The following is a 21,384-nucleotide window of genomic DNA, read 5'->3' as shown; positions in this document are numbered from 1 at the left end:
CTCCTCGAGTTAGCGAATGGCGGTTGCTTCGGGCGAGAGATCGGGACGGAATTCGGCGGCCAGATAGGCGAGGACCGACTTCGCGAGCGCGACGATGTCGGTGAGCGTCGTGAATTCGCCGGGCGCGTGAATGCGGCTGTTCGTGCGACCAAGGCCCGTGAGAAGGATCTCCTGCATGCCGGTCGCCTGCACCCACCCGAAGTCGGAACAGCTCGTCGCGCCCCATTTGGCGAATTCGTCGGGTGCGTAGCCGAACCCGGCCGACAGTGCGTCCTGCCAGCGCGGCCAGTGAGGACCGGTCGGATCCGACGTCGGCATCAGGTGCCCCGTGAGGACAATCTCGATCGCAGCGTGGGGCGCGGCCGTGCGGATCGCGCTTTCGATTTCGCTGCGTGCTGCGAGGAAGTCCTCCTCCGGTGCGTAGCGGCGGCAGATGAGGATCTCGAACTGCGAGGGAATCTGGCCGCCGCATTGGCCGCCATGCGCGGCGGAAATGTCGAGCTGCGAGGCGAGCGGACCCGTCGCGCCTGGCGGGGCGGGCAGGGCGGAGATGCGCTTTGCGATCTCCGGCTTTAGTGCGGCGAGCGCATTGAGGATCGGCAATGCGGCCTCGATGGCATTGGCGCCGGCTCCGGCGCGCGCGGCCTCGCTCGCATGAACCGTCCGGCCATGGACCTTCACCAGCAGCGTGAAAAGACCGAAGCATCCGGCCCAGATTCGTGGTGCTGCGGCTCCGTTGAAGTTGAGGATGTGCCCTTCGAGCAGGCCCTGCTCGGCGAGATAACGTACTCCGGGATAGAGCCCGCCTTCCTCGTCGGTGCAGAGCAGCAGCATTGGATCGTAGCCCAGCTGCAGGCCCGTTCTGTCGGCGGCGCGCAGCGCCAGCAGCACGGCGGCGATGGTGCCCTTCATATCGGCGGCGCCAAGGCCGATCAGGCGATCGCCATCGCGCGTCAAACGCAGCGGATCGGTTGTCCAGCCGGGCGAAGCAGGCACGGTATCGATGTGAAAATACAACCCCAGGGCCGGTTTGCCGGAGCGGCGGCGTGCGATGAGATTGGTGCGCGTACCATGCGCTGGGCCGCCGGCGACGCGCCACAAATGATCGGGTACGTCGACGCGCCGACATTCCAGGCGGAGGGTTGCGAACACGCTCTCCATCAGAGCGGCAAATGCACCGTATCCCGCGCCGGGCGGAAAACTTGTGTCCACTGCGATCATCCGCGCGAGATCGTCGATCGCACTTTCAGCAGTGCGTTCGATTTCGGCGAAGCTGTCGGCCAGAGGCCCGGTGAGCGATGGAGGTGAAATCATTTGCGGTCGTCGATTTCTATATTCTATAAAGAAATAGACGATGGACTCCGACTGCTGTCAATTCCAAAGAATGAGGCACATGTGACCGGCAAACAGGCAAAGGCAGCGACCGGCGGCCCCTCGAGCCTGCCGGTTCCGCTGTACGAGCACGTAAAGCGGCAGATCGCCGAGGCGATCCTCATCGGGGAATTATCCCCAGGCACTGTCTTGCCGGGCGAGGTCGCGCTGGCCGCACGGTATGGAGTTGCGGTCGGCACCATGCGCCGCGCGCTGGCCGATCTGACGGCTGACGGCATGCTGGTGCGCCGTCGCAAGACCGGAACGGTCGTGACCGGCCGCGCGCCGCAGCACAGTCTTCGCTTCTTCTTTCAGTATTTTCGCCTGCATGGCGAGGACGGAACCTTGCGGCATTCCACGCCCAAGGTCCTGTCGGTGCAGATTGGACCTGCCGATCCTGAAGAGGCCGCGCTCTTTGCAGAGCCTGTTGGCGAGCCACTTATCCGTCTGCACCGCATCCGATTGGTTGGCAGAGCACCCGTGATGCATTCGCGGATTCGCCTGGTTGCGCGCCGTGTTACCGATTTCCCGGATGTGGCGGCCCGGGTACCCGCGCTTCTCTACCTCCATTTGCTCGATGCTTACGGTATTCGGATTGCGGCGGTGCGTGAGAAGCTCACGGCTGAACTTGCCGACAAACACGACCGTCGCCTGCTAGTGCTGCCCTCCCCAAATGCCGTCCTCGTGATCCGCGAGGAAGCTTACGACCAGGCGGGCGTGTTGACGCTGCTCAGCGAGCACCGCGCGACGACAAAGCATCATCACTACGTGAATGAGATCAGCTGAGACGCGCATGACCCGATCAGCTGGGATCGTCCAGTCATGAGCGCGCGCCCTGAGGCAATCCATCTTCGGCGATGCAATCCGGGCTGAGGTCAAGGCTAGAACGTGCGGACGATGTCGTGATCCGGTTCGGCGCAGGAAACCGGGTCGTGACAGCTGAAGTACCATCAGCGATTGCATAAAGCAGCCGGCCTAGGAGAGAGCGACGCAATCAGCGCCCTTCGTAAACCGGTCGACGCTTTTGAGCCTCGGCATCCCGGCCTTCCTGGAAATCTCGGGTCTTGAGCAGCGCGAAATATTGTTCGCCGAGCTTCGCCATGGCCGCACTCTCCGATTCTTCGAGTGCCATGCGGGAGCTGGCTAGAGAGGCTTTGGTGCCGAGCGGAGAGGACGCAGCGATCTTGTTCGCAATTTCGATCGCCTTCGTGAGAGCCGCCTCCCGGTTTGGGGCCAAAATCTGAACGGTCCCCATTCGGAAGGCCTCTTTGGCTCCCCAATGATCTCCCGTCAGAATGTATCGCATGGCGTTTCCCCAACCGGCTTCTCTGGGAAAGCGGATCGTGGCACCGCCTCCAGGAAATCGACCATGCGTATTTTCATCCTGGCCGAACTCCGTGTCTTCCGAAGCGACGCGTATGTCGGCAGCAAGGAAGATCTCATGGGCCAAGTTCCAGGTGTCGCCATGGACGGCAATGACGAGCGGCTTCGTGAGGCTTGGTTTGCCCCGACCCGTCGGGTCGATGAAGCCTGGTCCATCCAGAAGTTTCCGACCCGACTGGGTGAACGATTTGGTGGCATCAACATCGATGCCTTTGGAGAAGCGATCGCCATGGCCGAACAGCACCGCGGCACGAAGCGATGGGTCCTGATCATAGTCATAGTATGCTCTCGCCAGTCCTTCCAGCGCCTCTGGGTCGATGCGGTTGTCGATGTAGGGCCGGTTGATGCCGATCAATACGACCTGTCCCTGGCGTTCGACCGTGATCTTCGTCTGAGGGCTGTATGGAATTTCGGCCATGCGAGCCGTCCGATCATTTTGTGCTGACGTGGACGGCGCGCCTCCGGTCTGTTGCGCGTGCAAGGGCGACAGCCAAAGCAGGACGACCGCAAGCGAGACCGTCACTCTGTCGAAACGAAACATCTTGATCTCTCCCGGAGAAGCGAGGGTATCTGCTGGAATTGGAATGAGTGGCCAAGAGCTCTGACGCACCTGGCTGCAGGACCGATATCGGTGTCTGGCTCAATGGCTCAATGGACACTCATCCTATGATCGGCGAGCGCAAACACATCATCAGGCGAGTGTGAACGATAGCGTCCCAAGTCCCTGGATCGTGCTTTCGATCTTGTCGCCGGCTTTCAACCAAATTTGCTTCTCCTTGGGATATCCCGTGATCACGCCAGAAGGCGTTCCGGTGAAGATGATGTCCCCCGGTTCGAGAGCGAGCAGCCGGGAGGCGTACGCGATGATCTTCTGAGGATTGAAGATCAGTTTCGTCGTGTTCGACGATTGCCGCACTTCTCCGTTCACGCGAGTCTCGAGGTCCAGATTGTTGGGATCGATCTGATCGGCGGAAACGAAATATGGGCCGATGGGGGCGAAATCATCGAGCGTCTTGCCGACCATCCACTGGCCGCCGGGAACCTCCAGCTGCAGGTCTCGCGACGTAAAATCGTTGCCTACGGCGTATCCGGCGACGTATGACAGAGCATCCTCAGCGCGGACATTGCGCGCCTTGCGGCCAATCACGACGACCAGCTCGGTCTCATAGTCGAACTTGTAGCAGACGTCTCGCGGCGGAAGTTGCACCGTCACCATGTGCGGTGCAAGCGAGTTGTTGTACTTGTTGAAGAGGATAGGTAGAGGAGGCAGTTTCTGGCCCGTTTCCTCGACGTGTTCTCGGTAATTGAGGCCGAGGCAGACGATCTTTCCAGGCTTCGTGAATAGACGCCCGAACTTGATCTTCGATTCATCGAGGAATGCAGCTTTTGCGTTGGGCGCCTTGAGAGCAGTATCTACGAGGGTTTTCAGCTCGGCATTGCCGCCGTTAACGAGGAGCGCCTCCAAAGTGAGCGGTGCCGATAATCCGAGGAGCTTGGTCGCGGCGGCCACGTCGAGTACGCCGGCGGCGGTCTTCACTCCCATGGTTTCGCGCCCGTCGTCCTGGCGTATCGACAATATAGTGAGCTTGCGAGGCAGTTCATCGCTCCCGTTGCTCCGCGACGCCGTTTCACCCGCAGCTTGCGCACTGACCTTAGTAGTGGCAAGGGCGGCCGCGGCAAGGCCTGCTTTCATCAGCTTTCGGCGTGAGTGCATGATAGTCTCCTTGGATGTATTGTTGGTGAGGCGACTGAAGTTGTTTTCGCTGTGGCTGCTCAGCGGTAGGTTACGTCACGGGGTAGATCGAAGGGACTTGTGGGCCGGGCAGTTCCTCGCGGCTCCAACGAGTTTGTCATGAGAACAATAGGATGGACGTATCGCACGCGCTCCGGCTAATTCGGCTAGGCGCTATTCATCGGAGAATGGTTCCGCTTACAGATCCATATGTCTGCCGAAGGTCATGCCGCGGGTGTAAATAGCGGCAGAAGATGAGCTGGGATCGTCCAGTCATCTGGGATCGTCCAGTCATCTGGGATCGTCCAGTCATGAGCGCGCGCCCAGAGGCAATCCATCTTCAGCGATGCAATCCGTGCTGAGGTCCGCAATCGAGGGGCAACCAATTTGTGCCATGGTGTTGTCGATCTCTGCGAACATCATGTTGAGGACCTCCGTTACGCCAATTTCGCCCCGAGCCGCCAACCCGTAGAGTGTCGCGCGACCAAGTTGAACCGCGTTTGCTCCAAGAGCGAGCGCCTTCACGATATCTGCGCCGCGGCGGAAACCGCTGTCGATGAGGATCGGTTGTGTGATCTTGCTTCTTGTTTCGGCCAAGACTTGAAGCGGGGAGATCGCGTCCCCCAGCTGCCGACCTCCGTGATTTGACAGGATTACGCCGTCCGCGCCCTCAGCGACGCATCGCACGGCATCGTCCGGCCGCAACACTCCCTTGACCAATAGCTGATGAGGCCAGATGGAACGCAACCACTTCAGATCTTTCCAGCTGAAGGTCGTGTTCAGGCCTCGTCTCATTTGCCCAGCCTGGCTTGCCGTATCCGAAGCGTCACTTCTGGTAAAGTTCGCCACCTTCGGCATGCCGTGCTTTGCGAAGTCGAGTGCCCAGCTTGGATGCGTCAGGCCATCGACGAGCAAGCTCGATGAGTAATTCAACGGCAACTTGAAGCCATTGCGATTGTCGCGCTCTCTGAGCCCGTCCACCCCGAGATCGACCGTGAGAATGAGCTTTGAGTAGCCTGCTGCCTTGGCCCGCTCTACCAATTGTTGCGACAACGTCTTGTTCAACACATAGAGCTGGAACCACTTGTCTCCGCCGGCATTTTGCGCCACGTCCTCAATGGACACTGTTGAAGCGGTCGACAAGGCAAATGGAATGTTGGCCTTCTCAGCGGCTCGCGCCAACGCGATGTCCCCGTTAGGCCAGAACGCGCCATTCAAGCCGGTCGGGGCAATAATGATCGGTGCATCATACTTCTTTCCAAACAAGACAGTCGAAATGTCTCGTTTGCTGATGTCGAGCAGCCGTTTGGGACGGAAAACAAGGCGTTCGAATATTTCCCTGTTGTGCAACAAGGACCATTCGCCTCCCGCACCACCCTCAAGGTAGTCAAAAACAATTTTTGGCAAACGGGCCCTCGCCAGCTCGCGATAGTCAAGAGCGTTTACTGGAGCGTCTCCATAGTTGAAAAACGTCGTCCCTCCTGGCGAGTTGGCAAGTGCCCCTCCCACTGCCGCTCCGCCAATGCCAAAAAGCACATTCCGACGAGAAATCATGTTCAATCCTTCACCGCCGCCAATCGCTTGTTGGCGATGAGCGAAATCAGAAGAGGAAAGGGCGCCAAGAAGACGCCTAGGCCGGCCATCTGAATGGCGAACAGCAGGCTGTCACACGCAAGGCGCGCTTCCAGCAAATTTCACTCCGTGACCTGCTTTGGCAAACCAAAGGTCCCATAGACCTGGCCCGCTCTTCAGTTTGATCAACGTCATTTCTGCCAAATCTCTAGCTCTACGTATCGGGCCGAACCCTTCGCGAAGGCTTCGATCAGCCACTGGTCGAAATGAAGATTCGAACAGACGGTGGGATGGCAGCTCGCTCGATGTTGCTTCCTCCAATGGCGTCGCTCGGGTCCGCTCGGTATGGCTCCCAAGAAGTTGTGATGTTAATTATTGACTAGTAAGTAAGTTAATTGAAGTGACTCGCGGTTGTCAACCGAGTTGCTCCGCCGCGCGATGATCGACGCGGGAGCATCCGTTGTGTCACTGTATCCGGAAGGGAAACCAAGGCTGGGCCAACAGACGGGAAAAGCGCATCAATACGGCGCGCCGACTTGTCAAGTTCGCCCCCGACGTCCTCACTTCTAAACACGGCGGCCAGCGGCCGTTCGGCTGTTTCACATCGATGGAATGCTGGAGGGGATTTGACCGCTCCGGGAGCTGGCGCCGGACGAGAGCCGTTCCCCCGGGGCCCGATACCCTGGTCATCAACTATCCGGCCCGGAGCTGCGAACTCGAAGGAAAAAGTGGTGCGGCACGACGTATCGCCATCCGTCGCCGCGCGCTCGCCGACTACTCTCCGCACTAGAATCGAGATGAGGGGCGGATCGTCATTGCGAGCGAAGCGACGAAATCCAACGCGCCAGGCGGAGAAATTGGATTGCTTCGTCGCTTTCGCTCCTCCCAAGACGGCCTTGTGATCAACGTGCCTTCACCCGCTTCAGCAAGTCTCAAGGACGGAAGCCGAAGCGGGGAGGTCCCAATTCGCCCGCGAGTTTCGGTCCGGCCATGTCGATCCACTCGGCGAGGCGCGCCCTTGTTTCGACTGGATGGATGATGTCGTGAAAGGCAAAGGCTTCAGCCTGACGAAATGGCGATTGCAGTGTGGCGAACTGCTCCTCCAACTCGGCCCGTTTCGCACCCGGGTCCGGAGCGGCGTCAATCTCGCGCTTGAAAGCGATGGCGACGCCCCCTTCCACCGGGATGGCGCCGCTCTCTGCCGAGGGCCAAGCGAGAACGAACGTGCCCGTCGGTTTGTGGGCGTAAGCGCCAAGACCCATCGACTTGCGGATGATGACCGACGCCCACGGCACAGTTGAAAGCGCGACCGCAGCGAGTGCCGCAGCGCCGTGCCGGATGGTCGCGGCAGCTTCCGCCTCCGGGCCGATCATGAATCCGGGCTCGTCGACCAAGGTGACGATCGGCACATGAAATAGTTGGCACAAGTCTACAAAGCGCCTGACCTTTTGCGCCCCTTCGGCGGTCAACGATCCCGCATAATGACGCGGGTCACTCGCGAAGACGCCGACCGAATGACCGCACAACCGGGCGAATGCGGTGATCTGGCCTGGACCGAAACGTCGGCCCATTTCGAAGACCGAGAACTGATCGAAGATGCCGTCCATGACCTTGCGCACGTCGTATGTTCGTCGCCGGTTTGACGGCACGATGGTCTCGAGCGCCCCAGCTGCCTCCGCCAGTGGATCCCGCGGCGGTGCTTTCGGCGGCAGTTCCCAGACGTTATGCGGCAGGTAGGACAGAAATTGTCGGATCCGCTCGAACGCGGCCTTTTCATCCTCGACCACGTCGTCGACGAGCCCACTGCGCGCGTGAATATCGGGCCCGCCCAATTCCTCCTTGGTCACCTTGACGCCCAGGGCTCGCTCGACCAGCGCCGGGCCACCTGCAAGGATTTGCGCCGACCGCGTCATCACGGTGTAGTGCGAGGCCGCCAGGCGCCCGGCTGGAAGGCCGGCCACCGCCCCTAGAGCCGCGCTGACGACGGGGACGGCGTTTAGGCATCTTGCCATCGACTCGAAACGATTGGGAGCATAGACCGGCTCCGGCAAGGTAGGAGCATTCTTGCCGCCGCTGCCCGTGATGCTTGCTCCCGATCCTTCATGCAGGCGCACCAGCGGAAGTCGGTATCTCAAAGCAACTTCCTCGGTATAGATGCTCTTCCGCAGCCCCGCCGGATTGGGCGAGCCGGCATTCATCGTGAAATCTTCGCCCGCAGCGATGCAGCGACGGCCGCCGATGCGGCCGAATCCCAGCACGAAATTGGCCGGTGTGAAGATGAGTTCCCCGGCGTCGCTTCTTTCGCTTGATCCCGCCAGGGGGCCGATCTCGCTGAAAGATTCGGCGTCAAGCACGCCCAGGATCCGCTCCCGAATCGTGAGCTTGCCTCTCGCATGCTGCTTGCGAACGGCTTCGTCGCCGCCCTGGAGCTTGCCGAGCCGCCGCCGTTCGTTGATCTCGGCTGCTCGGTCCTGCGGCTGCTCATCGGCCATGATTGCCCTCTGGTTCATGCTGACACGATCACCATGACCGGATCGCCCTCTGCCAGCGTATCGTCGGGCTGCCGCAATAGCCTTGCAACCGTACCACGGGCAGGGCTGGTCAGCGGTATCTCCATCTTCATGGCTTCGAGCAGTGCGAAGTCCTGACCAGCCTCCAGCAGATCGCCCTCGCTCACGCTGAAGCTCAAGAGCCGTCCCGCCAATTCCGCCCGTATCGTTGTTTCGCTCATTTGCAGCCTTTCATTCCAATCTTCAGCGCGCACTAATCGGCGGACGGGATGACACTGCCAGCTGACCGGCTTCATTCGGGGCCGAACCTCGGCTCAGTGAAAGCCGACCTCTGCTTGGCGACCGGATTCAGATCGGGAAGCAGCGAATGAAGGCGGCAAACAGCTTTTCATCGCTCGGGCTCACCAGTTTGGATCCGATCGCTTCGGCAAGGTCGAGATCATGGTTGGTAACGCTCAACCATGCCTTGGAATCCGCCGTGACCTTCAATCCCGCGTCACCGACATGGCGGTCGGGAACGACCTCCAGCTTCCGGTCCTTGATGACGACCGTCGCATCGAGCGTGGTCGTCCCCGTGAAGCTCAGATGTGTCACAAGGTCCAACCCTTTGGCCCTGCCGCGCTGGAAACCAAGCGACAGGGAGAAGAGGTAGCCCTGAATGTTGGCGCTATAGCGGCCCGAGGTGACATACTGGACCTTCTTGTGAGGGAAGCGCCGTGTGACCGTGTCCTCGGCATCGGTGTCCCGGATCACGTAGACGAACTCGTCTTTATCGATCAGCGGCTTGACCACCTCCGCAAAGTGGGCGTCGCGGTTCTCCAGGAAGGGGCCGATGACATCTTCGCCGGCCGGACAGGCCGCGATGCAATAGGCGGCCTTGTAGCCCGGTTTGAATGAGAGCGACTGCCAGATGTTCAGTGTTTCCGTGCGGGGCACGCGTGAGCGATAGTCCTTGGCATCTTTCGAATCGGCAACGTTCTCGACCCACTGCGCAAAGTTGCCGAGAAAGTCGTGATAGTTGTGGGTCTGGCAGGACAGGAAATCGAAGCCGCCGTCCGGTTTGATCGCCCCGACCGGGCAGGCGGCGACGCACAATTTGCATTCCAGGCAGGGATTGTAGTCGATCGGCTGATCATAGGCGTCGACCTCCCGTCCAAGCAGAATCGTGCCGAGCACCATGAAGCTTCCGAACTTCGGATGGATGATGCTGCGATGGATTCCCATGCGACCGAGCCCGGCCTCCACCGCGATCGGCTTGTGCTGGACCATCATGACCCGTGGCAGATCCATCTCCATCGGAAAGGCGGCCACCGAATTGCAGGCCGGGATGCCGTGCTCTTCGAGCGCGCGGACGATCGCGCGCGCAGTTTCGTTCGCATGATCATAGGTGCCGTGGAATTCCTCGTTGGCGACCGAACGGGCTGGGGAACGGACCGGCTCACGGTTCATGCTGCAAGCGATCGCGAGCAAGGACCGCGTGCGGCCGTAGACCTTCCGGATGACTTTTACCTGAGGTGCGATCGCGGCGCGATTGATCTCGATGATGCCTGCATCATCAGCGCCGCAGTCGCGCGCGATCTGCTTGATCAGACTCGCAGAAACGGGGATGTCGGCAACTTGCTGACGGCTGCGGGAGCGGACGCTCTTCACCGTGGGGTGATCTTCAAGGCTCAAGGCGATCCCCTATCTCGATAGAATGGCTCGTCATCGCTTCCCTCCGTGCCTTGTGTGAGGGTTATAACGAGAAATGGCCACTTCACCAACAGCAATTCAAAAAACGAACTGACAGATAGTTGCTGGACCCGCGTCGTTCGCTTGGTCGATCGCTTGTAAGTATGAGAAAAATAAGGGAATTTCAGGTATAATTCGACTGCCTTTGTTGGATGTAGAAAATCTAGATGGGGGCAGGAATAGTTGGGTGCTTGTCGGGTCTAAAAAAGGAACTATATATTTGCTCCCGCGTCGCCTTGGGTGTCTACATCCATGTGCAAACAAAAAAGCGCCATTCGGCAGTGGGGCTGACCGGGAAAAGCCAAGCCCCTGACTTGCCGCGCATGCAATAGCCTTCCGCTCCTTCAATCCGAGATCCAGGTGCCCTCGAACGAAGTTGCTCGACCCCGTTCGGTGATGCGTGCGTGTCCATGTAGATCGAGCTACGCGGAGCCTGTCCGACGACGGTGGTCCAGTGCAGCGCGATGCGGCGTTCCTGGCAGCGGCGACCTATGGCTGCTCGATCAGCGAGGGCGCGCTGCAGATCCATGATCCTCGAGACCGCGCGGAAGCGCGACAGGGGCGAGGACGTCGCGCTCGAAGCGTCGATGTGCAAGTATTTCGCGACCGAGATGTGCGGCCGCGTGGCCGATCGTTGCGTGCAGATGTTCGGCGGTGCCGGCTACATCGCCGATCACTCCTCGATCGAGCGCTGGTGCAGAGACGTGCGGCTGTTCCGCCTCTACGAGGGGACCAGCCAGATTCACCAGCTCAACATCGCGCGCCTCATACTGCGGGATGCGGTGTGAGCCGCCTACTGACGCAAGGACGGCGAAGACTCCCCAGAAGCGCCCCTCCCTCAAGAAGGGGGAGATTGAAGGGTAAGGCCGGAATAGCGCCGGAGGGGGCACCTAGTGTCCCCTGTACCTGAAGCGAATAGAGCGCCGTGAGATAGTCAGCGAAAAACGACACGCCAACCTCGGGCCCGATGCCATCCGGTCTCACCAAAAAAGGTCTCCAGCGGGCACGCAAATTTACTCCGCGAGACCGCCCGATCGCGCCATTCCGATCACCGGCACACCGGATTCGAAGTCTCTAACGTCGGCTGCTAGTCCAGGATCTTCAGTCCTTCTGCGCTACTCCGGCTTGATGTTGCCGGCGGTCACGATGTGACGCCATTTCTCGATCGATGCATCGATATGAGCAACATATTCCTGTGTCGTGGAGCCGACGGATTGGTAACCGATTTCATCGAACCGCCGGCGCAGATCGTCAGATTGGAGCGCGCCCTGCGCGGCGGCGGCGAGTTGGGAGAGGATCGCCGGCGGCAGATTGGCGGGCCCCACGATTCCAAAGTCCGGCGCGGCATCTACCTTTGGCAGACCGGCCTCTGCCATGCTGGGCACGTCAGGTAGGTGCGCGCTACGTCCCGTCGTAATTCCCAGCGCCTTCAGCTTGTTGCCGCGAACATGCTCGAGAACGGCGGGGATGGTGCTGAACGTAAAATCGACCTTGCCGCCGAGCAGGTCGACGATCGATGGCCCGCCGCCGCGATAAGGCACCGCGACAACGTCGATGCCGGCCTCCTGCCGGAACTGTTCGCAGCCGAGGTGGACCGCCGTACCGAGGCCGGCGGTCGCCATGCTGAGCGCGCCGGGCTTGGATTTGGCGAGCGTGATCAGTTCCTTGACGTTGTTGACGGGAAGAGCTTCCGGGACGACCAGCACCAGCGAGGTCCGCGCCAGCAGCGACACTGGCGTGAAATCCTTTTTGGTATCATACGGCAATTTGGCGCCGAACAGGCTGGGATTGATGGTGAACGCGCTGTCGACAACGCCGATAGTGTAGCCGTCGGGCGCGGCCGTGGCGATCGCCTGGGTGCCGATCATGCTTGCCCCGCCACCGCGGTTATCGACGAACAGAGACTGGCCGAGCTGCTCCGCCATGGCGGCGGCGACGAGACGAGCCACGATATCAGACGCGCCGCCGGCCGCATAGGGAACGACAACGCGGACGGGACGCTGCGGATAGGCTTGCTGCTGCGCGTGCGCGCCAGAGAGCGACATTGACGCGGCGGACGTCAGTCCGATCAGCAGCGAACGCCGGTTGATGCTTTCCATGAATTTCCCTCCCTGTTTTTGGGACCGTCAGAGCCGGTATCGTTCGATCAATGCCATGTTCGGATCGCCTCCGAGCCCCGGGGTATCGGGCACGGCGAGGAAGCCTGCTTCGATCGGAACGAAGGCGCCGCAGGGGTCGAAGGCTAGGTCGCAGTAAAATCGCTCCAGGGCGCTCACCTTCGCCTTGGCCGCCAGCACGTGAATGGTGGCGAGATAGCCCGGTCCGAAATAAGGCGAGTGGGGCACGCAGGTTGCTCCGGCCACTTCCGATTCGGTGCAGATTTGCCAAAGCGCGGTCAGACCGCCGATCTTGATCGCGCTGGGCTGGACATAATCGACGCACGCCGCGGCGAGCATCTTCTTGAAATCCAGTGCATTGCCGGCATTCTCTCCGATGGCGGTCGGAACGCGCGTCGATTGCCTGAGAGCCGCAAGCGAGGCGAAATCCTCCGGCGGCCAGATCGGTTCTTCGACCCATCGCAGATCAAATGGCGCCATTTCCGTAACGGCGGCGGTCGCCTCCGCCGGCAGCCAGGCGCAATTGGTATCCACCATCAACGGCACGTTCGGACCCGCCGCGACGCGGGCAGCGGCGACGGCTTTCGCCGTGCGCTCGTGCAGCTTGATCTGGCGAAAGCCCTCGCCGAGCGCACGATCCACAACGCGGCTGATCTCATCGGTATTGCCGTTGTATTGCAGCAGCGATGCGTAGACCTCGATGCGGTCGCGCCGCCGCCCGCCCAGCAGGGTTGAGACCGGCACCCCCGCGATCTTGCCCCTGATGTCCCACAGCGCGATGTCGAGGCCGCTGATAGCGTGGATCGTGGCACCCGCACGGCCGAGATTGTGCAATGTCCGTTCAATCCGCGCCGGCAGTCCAACGTCGTTGACGCTTTGCCCGATCGCCAGCGGTGCAATCCATTGCTCGATGGCCGCAGCGACGGCGGACGAAAAGCTGCCATAAGCTTCGCCCCATCCTACCGTCTCCTGATCGGTCGTTACTCTCACCAGGACGGTATCGAGGCTGGTGCGCGGCCGGCCGGCGAACATCGGCGGTGCGGCCCAATGGTCGAACGGAATCCCAAGTGGAAATGCCGTAATCGTGGCAATTCGCGGTGAGTTCATCGATGGGTTCCTTGGACGAAGCTGGCTTAGTTGAACGGTGTGGCTCCGAGACCGACCGCCGCTCCCATTGTGGCCTCGGGATACATGTGTTCAAAATGCCAAAAGCTGTACCAATCATGTTCTGGGGTTATGATGTTAAGTGTGCGCGAACTCGAGGTGTTTCGGCGCGTCATGGAATTGGGCACCATCACTGCCGCTGCCGAAATGCTTCATATTTCGCAGCCGGCCGTCAGCCGAACACTTCAGCAGGCCGAGCGGCGGCTGGGATTTGCGCTATTTCTGCGGCGAAAGAAGCGGCTGTTGGCGACACCCGAAGCGCAATCGCTGTTTCCCGAAACCGTCAACGCGTTCGCAGCCTTCGACGTCGTCCAGAAGCGCGCCGTCGACCTGCGGTCGGGGCGAGCGGGCGTGCTCAACATCGCGGCGATTTCAGCTTTCGCAAATGCATTGCTGCCGGACACGGTGGCACAATTCCGCCGCTCACGCCCTGATGTCACAATCACGCTCCAGTCGATGAGTGCGCACCAAGTCACCGCCCATGTCGCCAACCACCAGGCGGACCTCGGATTAGTCATCGACTCCATTGCTGCGCCCGGTGTGTCGGTGAGCGATCTCTGGGCGACCGAGTTCGGATGCGCCATGCCGCACACGCATCCATTGGCATCGAAGGATCACGTCGTGCCCGCGGATATCGAGCACGAACCGCTGATATGTCTGAGCCGGCATCTTCCCCTGGGAATCCAAGCCGTCCGCATCTTTGCCGACGCCGACGTTCCGCTGAAGGTTGCAATCGAGGTGTCGCAATCCACCGTTGCTTGCGCGTTGGTACGTGCCGGCGCAGGGCTCGCGCTGTTGGACGGGTTGGCGATGATGGGAACGCCTTCAACGGATCTGGTGATGCGGCCGTTTCATCCTTCGATCAAGATCGCTGGGAAGCTCGTACGGTCTCGTCATTTGTTGCCGTCTCGTCTGGCGCACGAATTCATCGAAACCCTGAATGACGTGATAGCGACCCAAGACAGCGCCTTCCGCCGGCCAACGGCAACTCTCGTCACCATGCCATCGTCCCACAGTGAGAGAAATTCATAGGCAGCGGCGGCGGCGATCGATCAGCACCTGATCACGATCCATCATCGATTTTCCTGTTTACTTTCAATTTCAAGTATTCACGCCCCGGTAAATACTTGCCACGTTAGGTAGTACGATTCCGCCGCATCCCGCAGCCCGAATCCCGGCACGTCCGAGCGACGGGACCGACCGGCATTGCCAACTGCGGAAAAGAAAAGCAAAACGCGGCCAATCTCTAGCCCTGGTACAGATTTCGCCCGCGCGGTACAGAAAATCTGTACCGGTGGCGGCAAACGGTTTCCGCCCCAAATAAAAGCGTGACGGATCAGGGTCTTACGACTTTAGGAATACCTTGATTGAACGAGCTAAGTACGCGTAATTACTGGTGTTTTTCCGTGGCGCCCATGATGGATTGGAGCGAGAGCTCAGGTTTTTCAATCGCTTAGAAGGCGGCTTGTGCACGGTGTGTGCACTGGAAGATCAAGAAAATTTCAGCATGGCAGACCTGATGAGTCTGGACCGTAGCTTAGTCCTTCCGGATCAACCGCCATCGACCCGGTGTGGTACCCACCGCCGCCGAGAATACTCTCGTGAAGTGACTTTGGTCGGAGAAGCCGCATTTGATCGCAATTTCCGTGAGTGACGATGTTGAGTTTATCAGCAGAGCTTTGCTTTGCTCGATCCGTTGATTCATCAGCCAGCGATGCGGCGGTGTACCAGTGCTTACTCTGAAAGCGCGACTGAAGTGGGCGGTTGACACGCCACATTCGCTGGCAATCCGTGCCAACGCGATTTCGCCATTGAGATTCTCGCGCATTAATGACTTTGCCGTCCGAAGTTGCCATGGCGCCAATCCGCTGCGGTAGGAGCGATTGCGGGGTTGGCTGACGGCGTATTTCCTAAGGAAATGAATATTTAGCGCCATGGCGACATGACCTACGAACAGCTCGTTGGCCTCATGTGGTCTTTCGAGCATCGGCAGAAGACAACCGCCCAGATGAGCCAGGATGGGATCGAGGGAGTTCGTACCTCCGACGACGTCATATTCAACGCGACCAACGTCAAGCTCGTTTGCCAGCTCGCTTAGTGCGTTATGAGGCAGGTGCAGATAAAGAAAATCGAACGGGTCGTAGAAGTGAACGATCGTTTCGCATCGCAGATCGTAGATGCTCGTCTCGTCCTTTAAGGCGCCCTTCGGCACGTGACGCCCATCGAGCCATGTGTCGGCCCTCTGAGTCTGCAGCCGAAGGCAAAGCGCAAAAGCCTCGTCGGGCGGTGACGGCAACGTCGGATCTCCGACCGGTCCGGAGTAAGCCAATCGCACTGCGGCGAACGTTCCTTTCTGTAGCGACTTGACGAGGCCCGAGCTCGGCTCCCGGATCATTGGAAATAGCTTCACAAGCCGATCGCCGAAAAGATGGTCATTGGTCATGTTTCGCTCCCAATGAGCGGTCGAATCCGATCGGTTCGATTTGCACTCGGGTTTGATGCCTTGCCTGATTTCCTTGGCTCGTTTTGATCAATTGTGGCTCGGGACGTTCAAGCGCCACGGTTTGCCTGACCCTAGATTTTAGCGACGCTTCAACTTTCACGTCGGTTACTCGGAGCATTTGATGCATTTCACGACGATAAAACCACAGGTCATGTCGGGGTCGGCGCAGGCCAATCTGGCGCTACTGGAAGATCTCGTCCGCGCTGCCCGCTCTCGGTTCGCCGCGCTCGTGGAAAGACTCTCTGAATTACAAGCCAGCCCGTCACCCAAGACGTCGAGCGAGCGGCATTCCCACGAAGACGGCGCTGGCAGCCGTGTATGCGGTCTAGGAGGCGCGACCGGGGATCTAATTGCGATCGCCACAGTGATGGATCGCATGGCCGGGGAGCTCTTGTTCGAATCGAAGCAATTGTGGGCATCGGTCGGATTTGTCTCCGGTAATGTCCACAAGATCACTTTTGGCCGATGGCGATTGCTCGGTAGCCGGAAGCGGAACGATTTGTTCGCCGTCGTGGCCGACGAGAGGCTCAGGCGGATGCCGCGCCTGGTGATCTCACTGCTGGAGGTTGCCACCATACTGGAAGAGGCGATCGTAGACCTGCACCCAGAAGGGGGAGCTTGCCCGTAGCGGCATCTCCAACGATCGCTGTGACGTTGCACCGGGCTTGCATGCGCGTTCGACCGAACGCGCATGCCCAGAATGTTGCGGGAGCGCTGCCAATATGGCGGTAGACCCGCAACTGCGGACGTCATTCGCCCGCTCCGACAATGACGGAGACTGGCCTTTGCTCTTTCGAGAGGGCTCGGTAGATCAATCCGCCAACGCTGGCACCGATGAGCCATCCCCAGTCGCCGACATTGAAGATCAGTCCATAGGCACCGAACAGGGACAATCCGATGGACAGCGTGCCGGATAGGGCGAGCGCGATCAGCGCCCTGTGATTCCAGCCCCCTTCGTAGTTGAACGCCCCGCTCGGCGACATCGTGTAGAGGTCCTCGACCGTCACGATCTGCTTTTTCACGAGATAGTAGTCGGCGATCATGATGCCGAACATCGGTCCGAGCGTTGAGCCGAAGACGCTGACGAACAGCGTGATGGCCGAGGGGCTCGCGACGAACAGCCAGGGGCAGACCAGTACCGACAGAATTGACGTGATAAGGCCGCCCATCCTGAAATTGATACGCTCGGGATTGAGGTTGGAGATATCGTAGGCCGGCGATACGAAGTTGGCGACGATGTTAATGCCCATGGTTGCGACGATGAACGTAATCGAGCCGACGACGACCACAATCGGATTGCCGATTTTCTCGACGATCAGGACCGGATCCATGATCGCTTCTCCGAAAACCTTCAGCGTACCAGCTGTCACGATCACCGTGATGATCGAAAACACCAGGAAATTGACCGGCAGGCCGAGCAGATTTCCCTTCCTCATGGTGTCCTCGTCCTTCGCGAAGCGGGCGAAGTCACCGAAGTTGAGCAGGAGAGCCGAGAAATAGGCGACGATCAGCATCGCGGCATTCGCCATCACTCCAACCGTTGCCGCGTTCGAAGCCGCGGGAGGACTGAGCTGAAGTGACAGGCTCGAAAGACCGCTCTGCCACAGCATCCAGATCGCAAGGGCAAACATGATGACGTAAACCACCGGCCCGCAGAAATCGATGAAGCTGCGGATGCGCTCCATTCCGCTCAGGAAGATGATGAGTTGGAACAGCCACATGAAGAGAAAGCTGAACCAGGCGAGGGTAGACAGGCCAACGATGCTGTTATGTGTCAGATCGGCGGCGGAGGGAAACATGGTGACGACGAGGATCTGAACCGCCTTCGAGGCGAAGTAGGTCTGCACCCCGTACCAGACGATGCCGACGATGCCCCGCACCGTGGCGGCAAGATTGGCTCCCATCACCCCGAACGACACGCGCGCCATGACCGGGAAGGGTATGCCGTAGCGTTGGGATGGGCGGCCGATGAGGTTCATCAGGAAATAGACCGCTGTGATGCCCACCGTCATCGAGACGAGGACCTGCCATCCGGTCAAGCCGAGAAAAAACAGGCTTGCGGCGAACGTATAGCCGCCGACTGAGTGGACGTCCGACATCCACATCGCAAACAGGCTGAATACACCCCAGGTTCGTCCCTCGGGCGCGGTCGGAGCAAGGTCGTGGTTATAGAGCTTCGGATGGGCGCCGGTAATGATCAGCGTGGGAACGCCGCCGCTCTTGGATGACATGTCCTCTACCTCGAATGTTGCTGGCGCAGGAACAACCGCGCGCGTTGGAAACCGCGGCCCCTGCCGTTGATGTCCCGCACCGCGCGAGACGATCGGATCGAAGCAAGCGACATGCCATTGTTATAACGATCGATAAAATAATTTTACGATCGATAAAATACTTTTACAAACACGAATTTGCGATTTGACGCGAGGCGATGTTGGTGCGAGAGTTTGTGGCACAATTAGGGGTTGATAACAGAATCGGCGGCCATCATTCCCGCGCCAGCTGTGAAAGCAGGCTGGGTCCGATGAAAGCCTTTTCGCGCCCAAAAGCGCGACCAAACAAGGGGCTAGGTGCCGCGCCTGGTATTCTACCGCTTTGCGGGGCGCGCCCGGTGCTCTGATCTGTCGTAATCCTGAAGGCCAAGTCCGCCGAGAACGAGCTGGACGATCGTCGCCTTGGCCGCGGCGTAGTCAGCCTCTTCGAGCTGTCTCTTGCCCTTCATGATGATCATCTGGCTGGAATAATCGGCATAGGCCTGCGTCATCGCCCAGATGCAGAAGAAAAGATCGACAGCGCTGATCGGCCGAATTGCACCGCTCGCGGCCCATTGGTCGAGTGTCTTGACCTTGTCGAGCAGCAACGGGGTCGAGACTTTTTCAATAAAGCTGCTGATGAATTGCGCGCCGCTGATGATTTCGTTGGCATAGATGCGCGACAGATGCGGGTGATCTCGCGAGAAATCGATCTTCTTGTTGATGTAGCGGACGAGGATGGTCTCGACGTCGGCCGTCATGTCGAGACTGTCCATGTCTCGTGCCCACATGTTCATCGCGCGTTCGAGCACCGCGCGATACAGATCTTCCTTGTCCTCGAAGTAGTAATAGATGTGCGGTTTTGCAATCGAGGCCTTTTTGGCGATCAGCGCCGTCGTCGCTCCCCGGAAGCCGAAATGCCCAAAAACGAACTCCGCCGCGTCGAGGATTTTTCCTTCGATGTCGGGACCCGGCGCGGCCTTGCGGCCGCCTTTTGGCGCGCGGCGGATGCGAAAAAGTTTCAGCTTGTCGGCCGACGTGGCTGCCATAGAGCCTCAATGGGAAGCTTTGCCTTCGCGCGAAGGCTGAGCGGGATGGTTCGCCGGATTGATCTCGGCGATTCCCGCTGGAAATTGCCCTGCCTGTCCAGCTTTATCAAGCAATTTGGACGAGCAGGGGCTCCTCAATGCGTTAGGAGGCGCCGTGTGCATGACCTGCGCACAGGAAGGTCAGGAAAAATCTGTCGACAGCAAACCCGAAGATGGACGAACTACAATCAGAAGCGTCCGCGTCACGCTCGTTGATCTCCAGTGCATGCGATTATCGCGGACCTATGCGGACCATAGGCCGCAACTTGGACGTCCTCTAACATATTGATGTTGAGCAGATAATCATCATCCCTGTAAGACATCCCCGTCCGCGCGCCGGTTGTGTGGACGCCGTATGCCTCGGGTTCGCAATGTCCGACGTAGTGATTGCTCCGATCCCAGCGCTCATCGAGGCGTATTACGGAGAGCTGCGTTCTTACGCCTCCCGCAAGCTCCGCAATCCGGTTGTTGCCGAAGATGTGGTGCAGGAAGCCTGGTTGCGGTTTGCCAGTTTGGGCGACGATAGGATCGGCAACCCGCGGGCCTACCTCTATCGCCTCGTGCGCAATCTCGTCATCGACCAACAGCGCCGCGAACGGACAAGGCTCGGCGCGTCCGCCCAGCCTTCCGATCATATCGATGTCGTCGACGAGACGGCCGACACGGAGCGGCAGCTGATGGCGCGACAGCGGCTGGCGCTATTGACCAAGGCAGTGTCCGAGCTGCCGCCGCGGTGCCGCGATTGCTTCGTGCTGCGGCGATTCGACGACCTGGATCCTGACGAGATCGCCAAGCGTATGAATATCAGCCGGAATATGGTTGAAAAACACCTTCGTCAGGCGCTCGTGCACTGTGCCAAGCGCCTGCGCGAAAGCGAATGTTTTTTTCTCGCAGTCGATCTCTTCTTGGTGAGCTCAAGCAGAACGATGCGTTGTGGAGCGGCTTCCGGATCTAGCCGGATGCGAACAGTGACGGCATCTCCAATCCCAACTCGCCAGGACGCTCGATCAGTTTGGGATAACACCATTGATCTCAATCCGGCGTCGGCCGTCTCGACGGCTGGGCCTTGGGAACCGGGAGGTCGGCGACTTCGCAGGCACCTGCCGCTCCGTCGGCGGCAGAGTTGCACTGGTCGGCGGCGTCAACGGCGTCCACCGCTGCAACGGCGTGACGACCGTCCTGCAAGGCCCGAAGGCGGGACTGGAGCTTCGCAAAGGCTGAGCAGGATGGTCCGCCGGATCGAGGCGGGATCAATTTAGGCCGAGATCGCTTTGGTCGAGCCCACTTCATTGCGCAGCAGAAACTTCTGGATCTTGCCCGTGGACGTCTTCGGAATCGGTCCGAACACGATCGCCTTGGGCGTCTTGAAGCCCGACATGTGGCTGCGGCAGAACGCGATGATGTCGGCTTCGCTGGCGCTGGCGCCGTCCTTCAGCTCGACGAAGGCGCAGGGCACTTCGCCCCATTTCGAATCGGGCTTTGCGACCACGGCGGCGAACAGCACGGCCGGGTGCTTGTAGAGGATGTCCTCGACCTCGACGGAGGAGATGTTCTCGCCCCCGGAAATGATGATGTCCTTGGATCGATCCTTGATGATGACGTAGCCGTGCTCGTCGAGCACGCCGAGATCGCCGGTGTGAAACCAGCCGCCTTCGAACGCTTCCTTGGTGGCCTTCTCGTTCTTGAGGTAGCCCTTCATCACGATGTTGCCGCGGAACATGACCTCGCCGATGGTTTTGCCGTCGCGCGGGACCTCCTGCATGGTCTGCGGATTGATGACGGTGACGCCCTCCTCGAGCGGGTAGGGCACGCCCTGCCGGCGCTTCATGCGCGCCCGTTCGGGAGCGGGAAGCTCGTCCCAGCCGGGCTGCTCGGCACAGACCGAAGCGGGGCCATAGACCTCGGTCAGGCCGTAGACATGCGTCAGCTTGATGCCGATGCTTTCGGCGCCTTCGAGCACCGCG

General features: G+C 59.8%; 18 protein-coding genes and 1 pseudogene. 5 read left to right on the top strand and 14 right to left on the bottom strand.

All coding sequences use genetic code 11. The features are described 5' to 3' along the window. Positions 1 to 9: 9 nt before the first annotated feature. Positions 10 to 1,314 carry a M20 family metallopeptidase gene (locus MOV75_RS01060; RefSeq protein WP_247004545.1) on the bottom strand — a complete coding sequence of 435 codons (1,305 nt, stop codon included), beginning with the start codon at positions 1,312 to 1,314 and terminating at the stop codon, positions 10 to 12. An 81-nt stretch (positions 1,315 to 1,395) separates the two neighbouring features. On the opposite strand from MOV75_RS01060, the gene MOV75_RS01055 reads away from it, so the two are divergent. Further along, a complete protein-coding gene (locus MOV75_RS01055; protein WP_246917048.1) occupies positions 1,396 to 2,157 on the top strand; it encodes a GntR family transcriptional regulator in 762 nt (253 codons plus the stop codon). A gap of 208 nt (positions 2,158 to 2,365) precedes the next feature. Here MOV75_RS01055 and MOV75_RS01050 read toward each other — a convergent pair whose 3' ends face one another. The 7 genes from MOV75_RS01050 to MOV75_RS01025 form a co-directional block, all read right to left on the bottom strand. Next, positions 2,366 to 3,295 (bottom strand): enoyl-CoA hydratase-related protein, encoded by a 930-nt coding sequence (locus MOV75_RS01050; RefSeq protein ID WP_246917045.1) that lies wholly within the window; start codon positions 3,293 to 3,295, stop codon positions 2,366 to 2,368. Positions 3,296 to 3,445: 150 nt separating this feature from the next. After that, entirely contained in the window at positions 3,446 to 4,468 is a 1,023-nt protein-coding gene (locus tag MOV75_RS01045; protein ID WP_246917041.1) for a fumarylacetoacetate hydrolase family protein, read from the bottom strand. A 327-nt stretch (positions 4,469 to 4,795) separates the two neighbouring features. Beyond that, positions 4,796 to 6,040: an alpha-hydroxy-acid oxidizing protein gene (locus MOV75_RS01040; RefSeq protein WP_246917038.1), complete on the bottom strand. Its 1,245-nt coding sequence runs from the start codon at positions 6,038 to 6,040 to the stop codon at positions 4,796 to 4,798. A 2-nt stretch (positions 6,041 to 6,042) separates the two neighbouring features. After that, positions 6,043 to 6,177, bottom strand: coding sequence for a hypothetical protein (locus tag MOV75_RS42395; RefSeq protein ID WP_258719479.1), 135 nt, complete (start codon positions 6,175 to 6,177; stop codon positions 6,043 to 6,045). A gap of 813 nt (positions 6,178 to 6,990) precedes the next feature. Further along, positions 6,991 to 8,550 carry an acyl-CoA carboxylase subunit beta gene (locus MOV75_RS01035; RefSeq protein WP_247004537.1) on the bottom strand — a complete coding sequence of 520 codons (1,560 nt, stop codon included), beginning with the start codon at positions 8,548 to 8,550 and terminating at the stop codon, positions 6,991 to 6,993. A gap of 14 nt (positions 8,551 to 8,564) precedes the next feature. Further along, complete coding sequence (locus MOV75_RS01030; RefSeq protein WP_246917032.1) at positions 8,565 to 8,864, bottom strand: acetyl-CoA carboxylase biotin carboxyl carrier protein subunit; 300 nt, start codon at positions 8,862 to 8,864, stop codon at positions 8,565 to 8,567. A gap of 52 nt (positions 8,865 to 8,916) precedes the next feature. Further along, positions 8,917 to 10,242, bottom strand: coding sequence for a 4Fe-4S binding protein (locus MOV75_RS01025; protein WP_246917029.1), 1,326 nt, complete (start codon positions 10,240 to 10,242; stop codon positions 8,917 to 8,919). A 569-nt stretch (positions 10,243 to 10,811) separates the two neighbouring features. On the opposite strand from MOV75_RS01025, the pseudogene MOV75_RS01020 reads away from it, so the two are divergent. Further along, a pseudogene (locus MOV75_RS01020) lies at positions 10,812 to 11,087 on the top strand (acyl-CoA dehydrogenase family protein); the annotation flags it as partial. Between the two features lie 327 nt (positions 11,088 to 11,414). On the opposite strand, the gene MOV75_RS01015 reads toward MOV75_RS01020, so the two are convergent. Then, positions 11,415 to 12,398 carry a tripartite tricarboxylate transporter substrate binding protein gene (locus MOV75_RS01015; RefSeq protein WP_246917026.1) on the bottom strand — a complete coding sequence of 328 codons (984 nt, stop codon included), beginning with the start codon at positions 12,396 to 12,398 and terminating at the stop codon, positions 11,415 to 11,417. A gap of 27 nt (positions 12,399 to 12,425) precedes the next feature. Further along, a complete protein-coding gene (locus MOV75_RS01010) occupies positions 12,426 to 13,523 on the bottom strand; it encodes a mandelate racemase/muconate lactonizing enzyme family protein (RefSeq protein ID WP_246917023.1) in 1,098 nt (365 codons plus the stop codon). 141 nt (positions 13,524 to 13,664) lie between these two features. Between MOV75_RS01010 and MOV75_RS01005 the strand changes: the two genes are divergently transcribed. Next, a complete protein-coding gene (locus MOV75_RS01005) occupies positions 13,665 to 14,612 on the top strand; it encodes a LysR substrate-binding domain-containing protein (protein WP_246917020.1) in 948 nt (315 codons plus the stop codon). Positions 14,613 to 15,117: 505 nt separating this feature from the next. On the opposite strand, the gene MOV75_RS01000 is transcribed toward MOV75_RS01005, so the two are convergent. Further along, the gene (locus MOV75_RS01000) at positions 15,118 to 16,023 is read right to left on the bottom strand and encodes a helix-turn-helix domain-containing protein (protein WP_246917016.1); all 906 of its coding nucleotides are present in this window, start codon (positions 16,021 to 16,023) and stop codon (positions 15,118 to 15,120) included. Between the two features lie 181 nt (positions 16,024 to 16,204). On the opposite strand from MOV75_RS01000, the gene MOV75_RS00995 reads away from it, so the two are divergent. Next, a complete protein-coding gene (locus tag MOV75_RS00995; RefSeq protein ID WP_246917013.1) occupies positions 16,205 to 16,711 on the top strand; it encodes a hypothetical protein in 507 nt (168 codons plus the stop codon). A 121-nt stretch (positions 16,712 to 16,832) separates the two neighbouring features. Here the strand turns inward: MOV75_RS00995 and MOV75_RS00990 are convergent, their stop codons facing one another. Beyond that, positions 16,833 to 18,314 carry an NCS1 family nucleobase:cation symporter-1 gene (locus MOV75_RS00990; RefSeq protein WP_246917010.1) on the bottom strand — a complete coding sequence of 494 codons (1,482 nt, stop codon included), beginning with the start codon at positions 18,312 to 18,314 and terminating at the stop codon, positions 16,833 to 16,835. A gap of 353 nt (positions 18,315 to 18,667) precedes the next feature. Beyond that, positions 18,668 to 19,381, bottom strand: a complete 714-nt coding sequence (locus tag MOV75_RS00985) for a TetR/AcrR family transcriptional regulator (protein WP_246917008.1) — start codon at positions 19,379 to 19,381, stop codon at positions 18,668 to 18,670. 410 nt (positions 19,382 to 19,791) lie between these two features. Here MOV75_RS00985 and MOV75_RS00980 point away from each other — a divergent pair, with 410 nt between their 5' ends. Next, positions 19,792 to 20,679, top strand: a complete 888-nt coding sequence (locus tag MOV75_RS00980) for an RNA polymerase sigma factor (protein WP_246917006.1) — start codon at positions 19,792 to 19,794, stop codon at positions 20,677 to 20,679. Here the strand turns inward: MOV75_RS00980 and MOV75_RS00975 are convergent. Continuing rightward, the coding region (locus tag MOV75_RS00975; RefSeq protein ID WP_246917003.1) for an AMP-binding protein at positions 20,676 to 21,384 on the bottom strand (709 nt) is incomplete at its 5' end. The two genes, MOV75_RS00980 and MOV75_RS00975, sit on opposite strands and share 4 nt — an antisense overlap.

Source organism: Bradyrhizobium sp. PRIMUS42 (assembly GCF_023006515.1).
Classification (GTDB): domain Bacteria; phylum Pseudomonadota; class Alphaproteobacteria; order Rhizobiales; family Xanthobacteraceae; genus Bradyrhizobium.
This window is presented reverse-complemented; position numbering and strand designations above follow the sequence as displayed.

Bases quoted from the DNA above. Each gene is read 5' to 3' on its own strand.
- MOV75_RS01030 (WP_246917032.1), bottom strand. From the start codon at position 8,864: ATGAAGCCGGTCAGCTGGCAGTGTCATCCCGTCCGCCGATTAGTGCGC.
- MOV75_RS01010 (WP_246917023.1), bottom strand. From the start codon at position 13,523: ATGAACTCACCGCGAATTGCCACGATTACGGCATTTCCACTTGGGATT.
- MOV75_RS00990 (WP_246917010.1), bottom strand. From the start codon at position 18,314: ATGTCATCCAAGAGCGGCGGCGTTCCCACGCTGATCATTACCGGCGCC.
- MOV75_RS01060 (WP_247004545.1), bottom strand. From the start codon at position 1,314: ATGATTTCACCTCCATCGCTCACCGGGCCTCTGGCCGACAGCTTCGCC.
- MOV75_RS01000 (WP_246917016.1), bottom strand. From the start codon at position 16,023: ATGACCAATGACCATCTTTTCGGCGATCGGCTTGTGAAGCTATTTCCA.
- MOV75_RS01045 (WP_246917041.1), bottom strand. From the start codon at position 4,468: ATGCACTCACGCCGAAAGCTGATGAAAGCAGGCCTTGCCGCGGCCGCC.
- MOV75_RS01050 (WP_246917045.1), bottom strand. From the start codon at position 3,295: ATGTTTCGTTTCGACAGAGTGACGGTCTCGCTTGCGGTCGTCCTGCTT.
- MOV75_RS01040 (WP_246917038.1), bottom strand. From the start codon at position 6,040: ATGATTTCTCGTCGGAATGTGCTTTTTGGCATTGGCGGAGCGGCAGTG.
- MOV75_RS01035 (WP_247004537.1), bottom strand. From the start codon at position 8,550: ATGGCCGATGAGCAGCCGCAGGACCGAGCAGCCGAGATCAACGAACGG.
- MOV75_RS01015 (WP_246917026.1), bottom strand. From the start codon at position 12,398: ATGGAAAGCATCAACCGGCGTTCGCTGCTGATCGGACTGACGTCCGCC.
- MOV75_RS00980 (WP_246917006.1), top strand. From the start codon at position 19,792: ATGTCCGACGTAGTGATTGCTCCGATCCCAGCGCTCATCGAGGCGTAT.
- MOV75_RS00995 (WP_246917013.1), top strand. From the start codon at position 16,205: ATGCATTTCACGACGATAAAACCACAGGTCATGTCGGGGTCGGCGCAG.
- MOV75_RS00985 (WP_246917008.1), bottom strand. From the start codon at position 19,381: ATGGCAGCCACGTCGGCCGACAAGCTGAAACTTTTTCGCATCCGCCGC.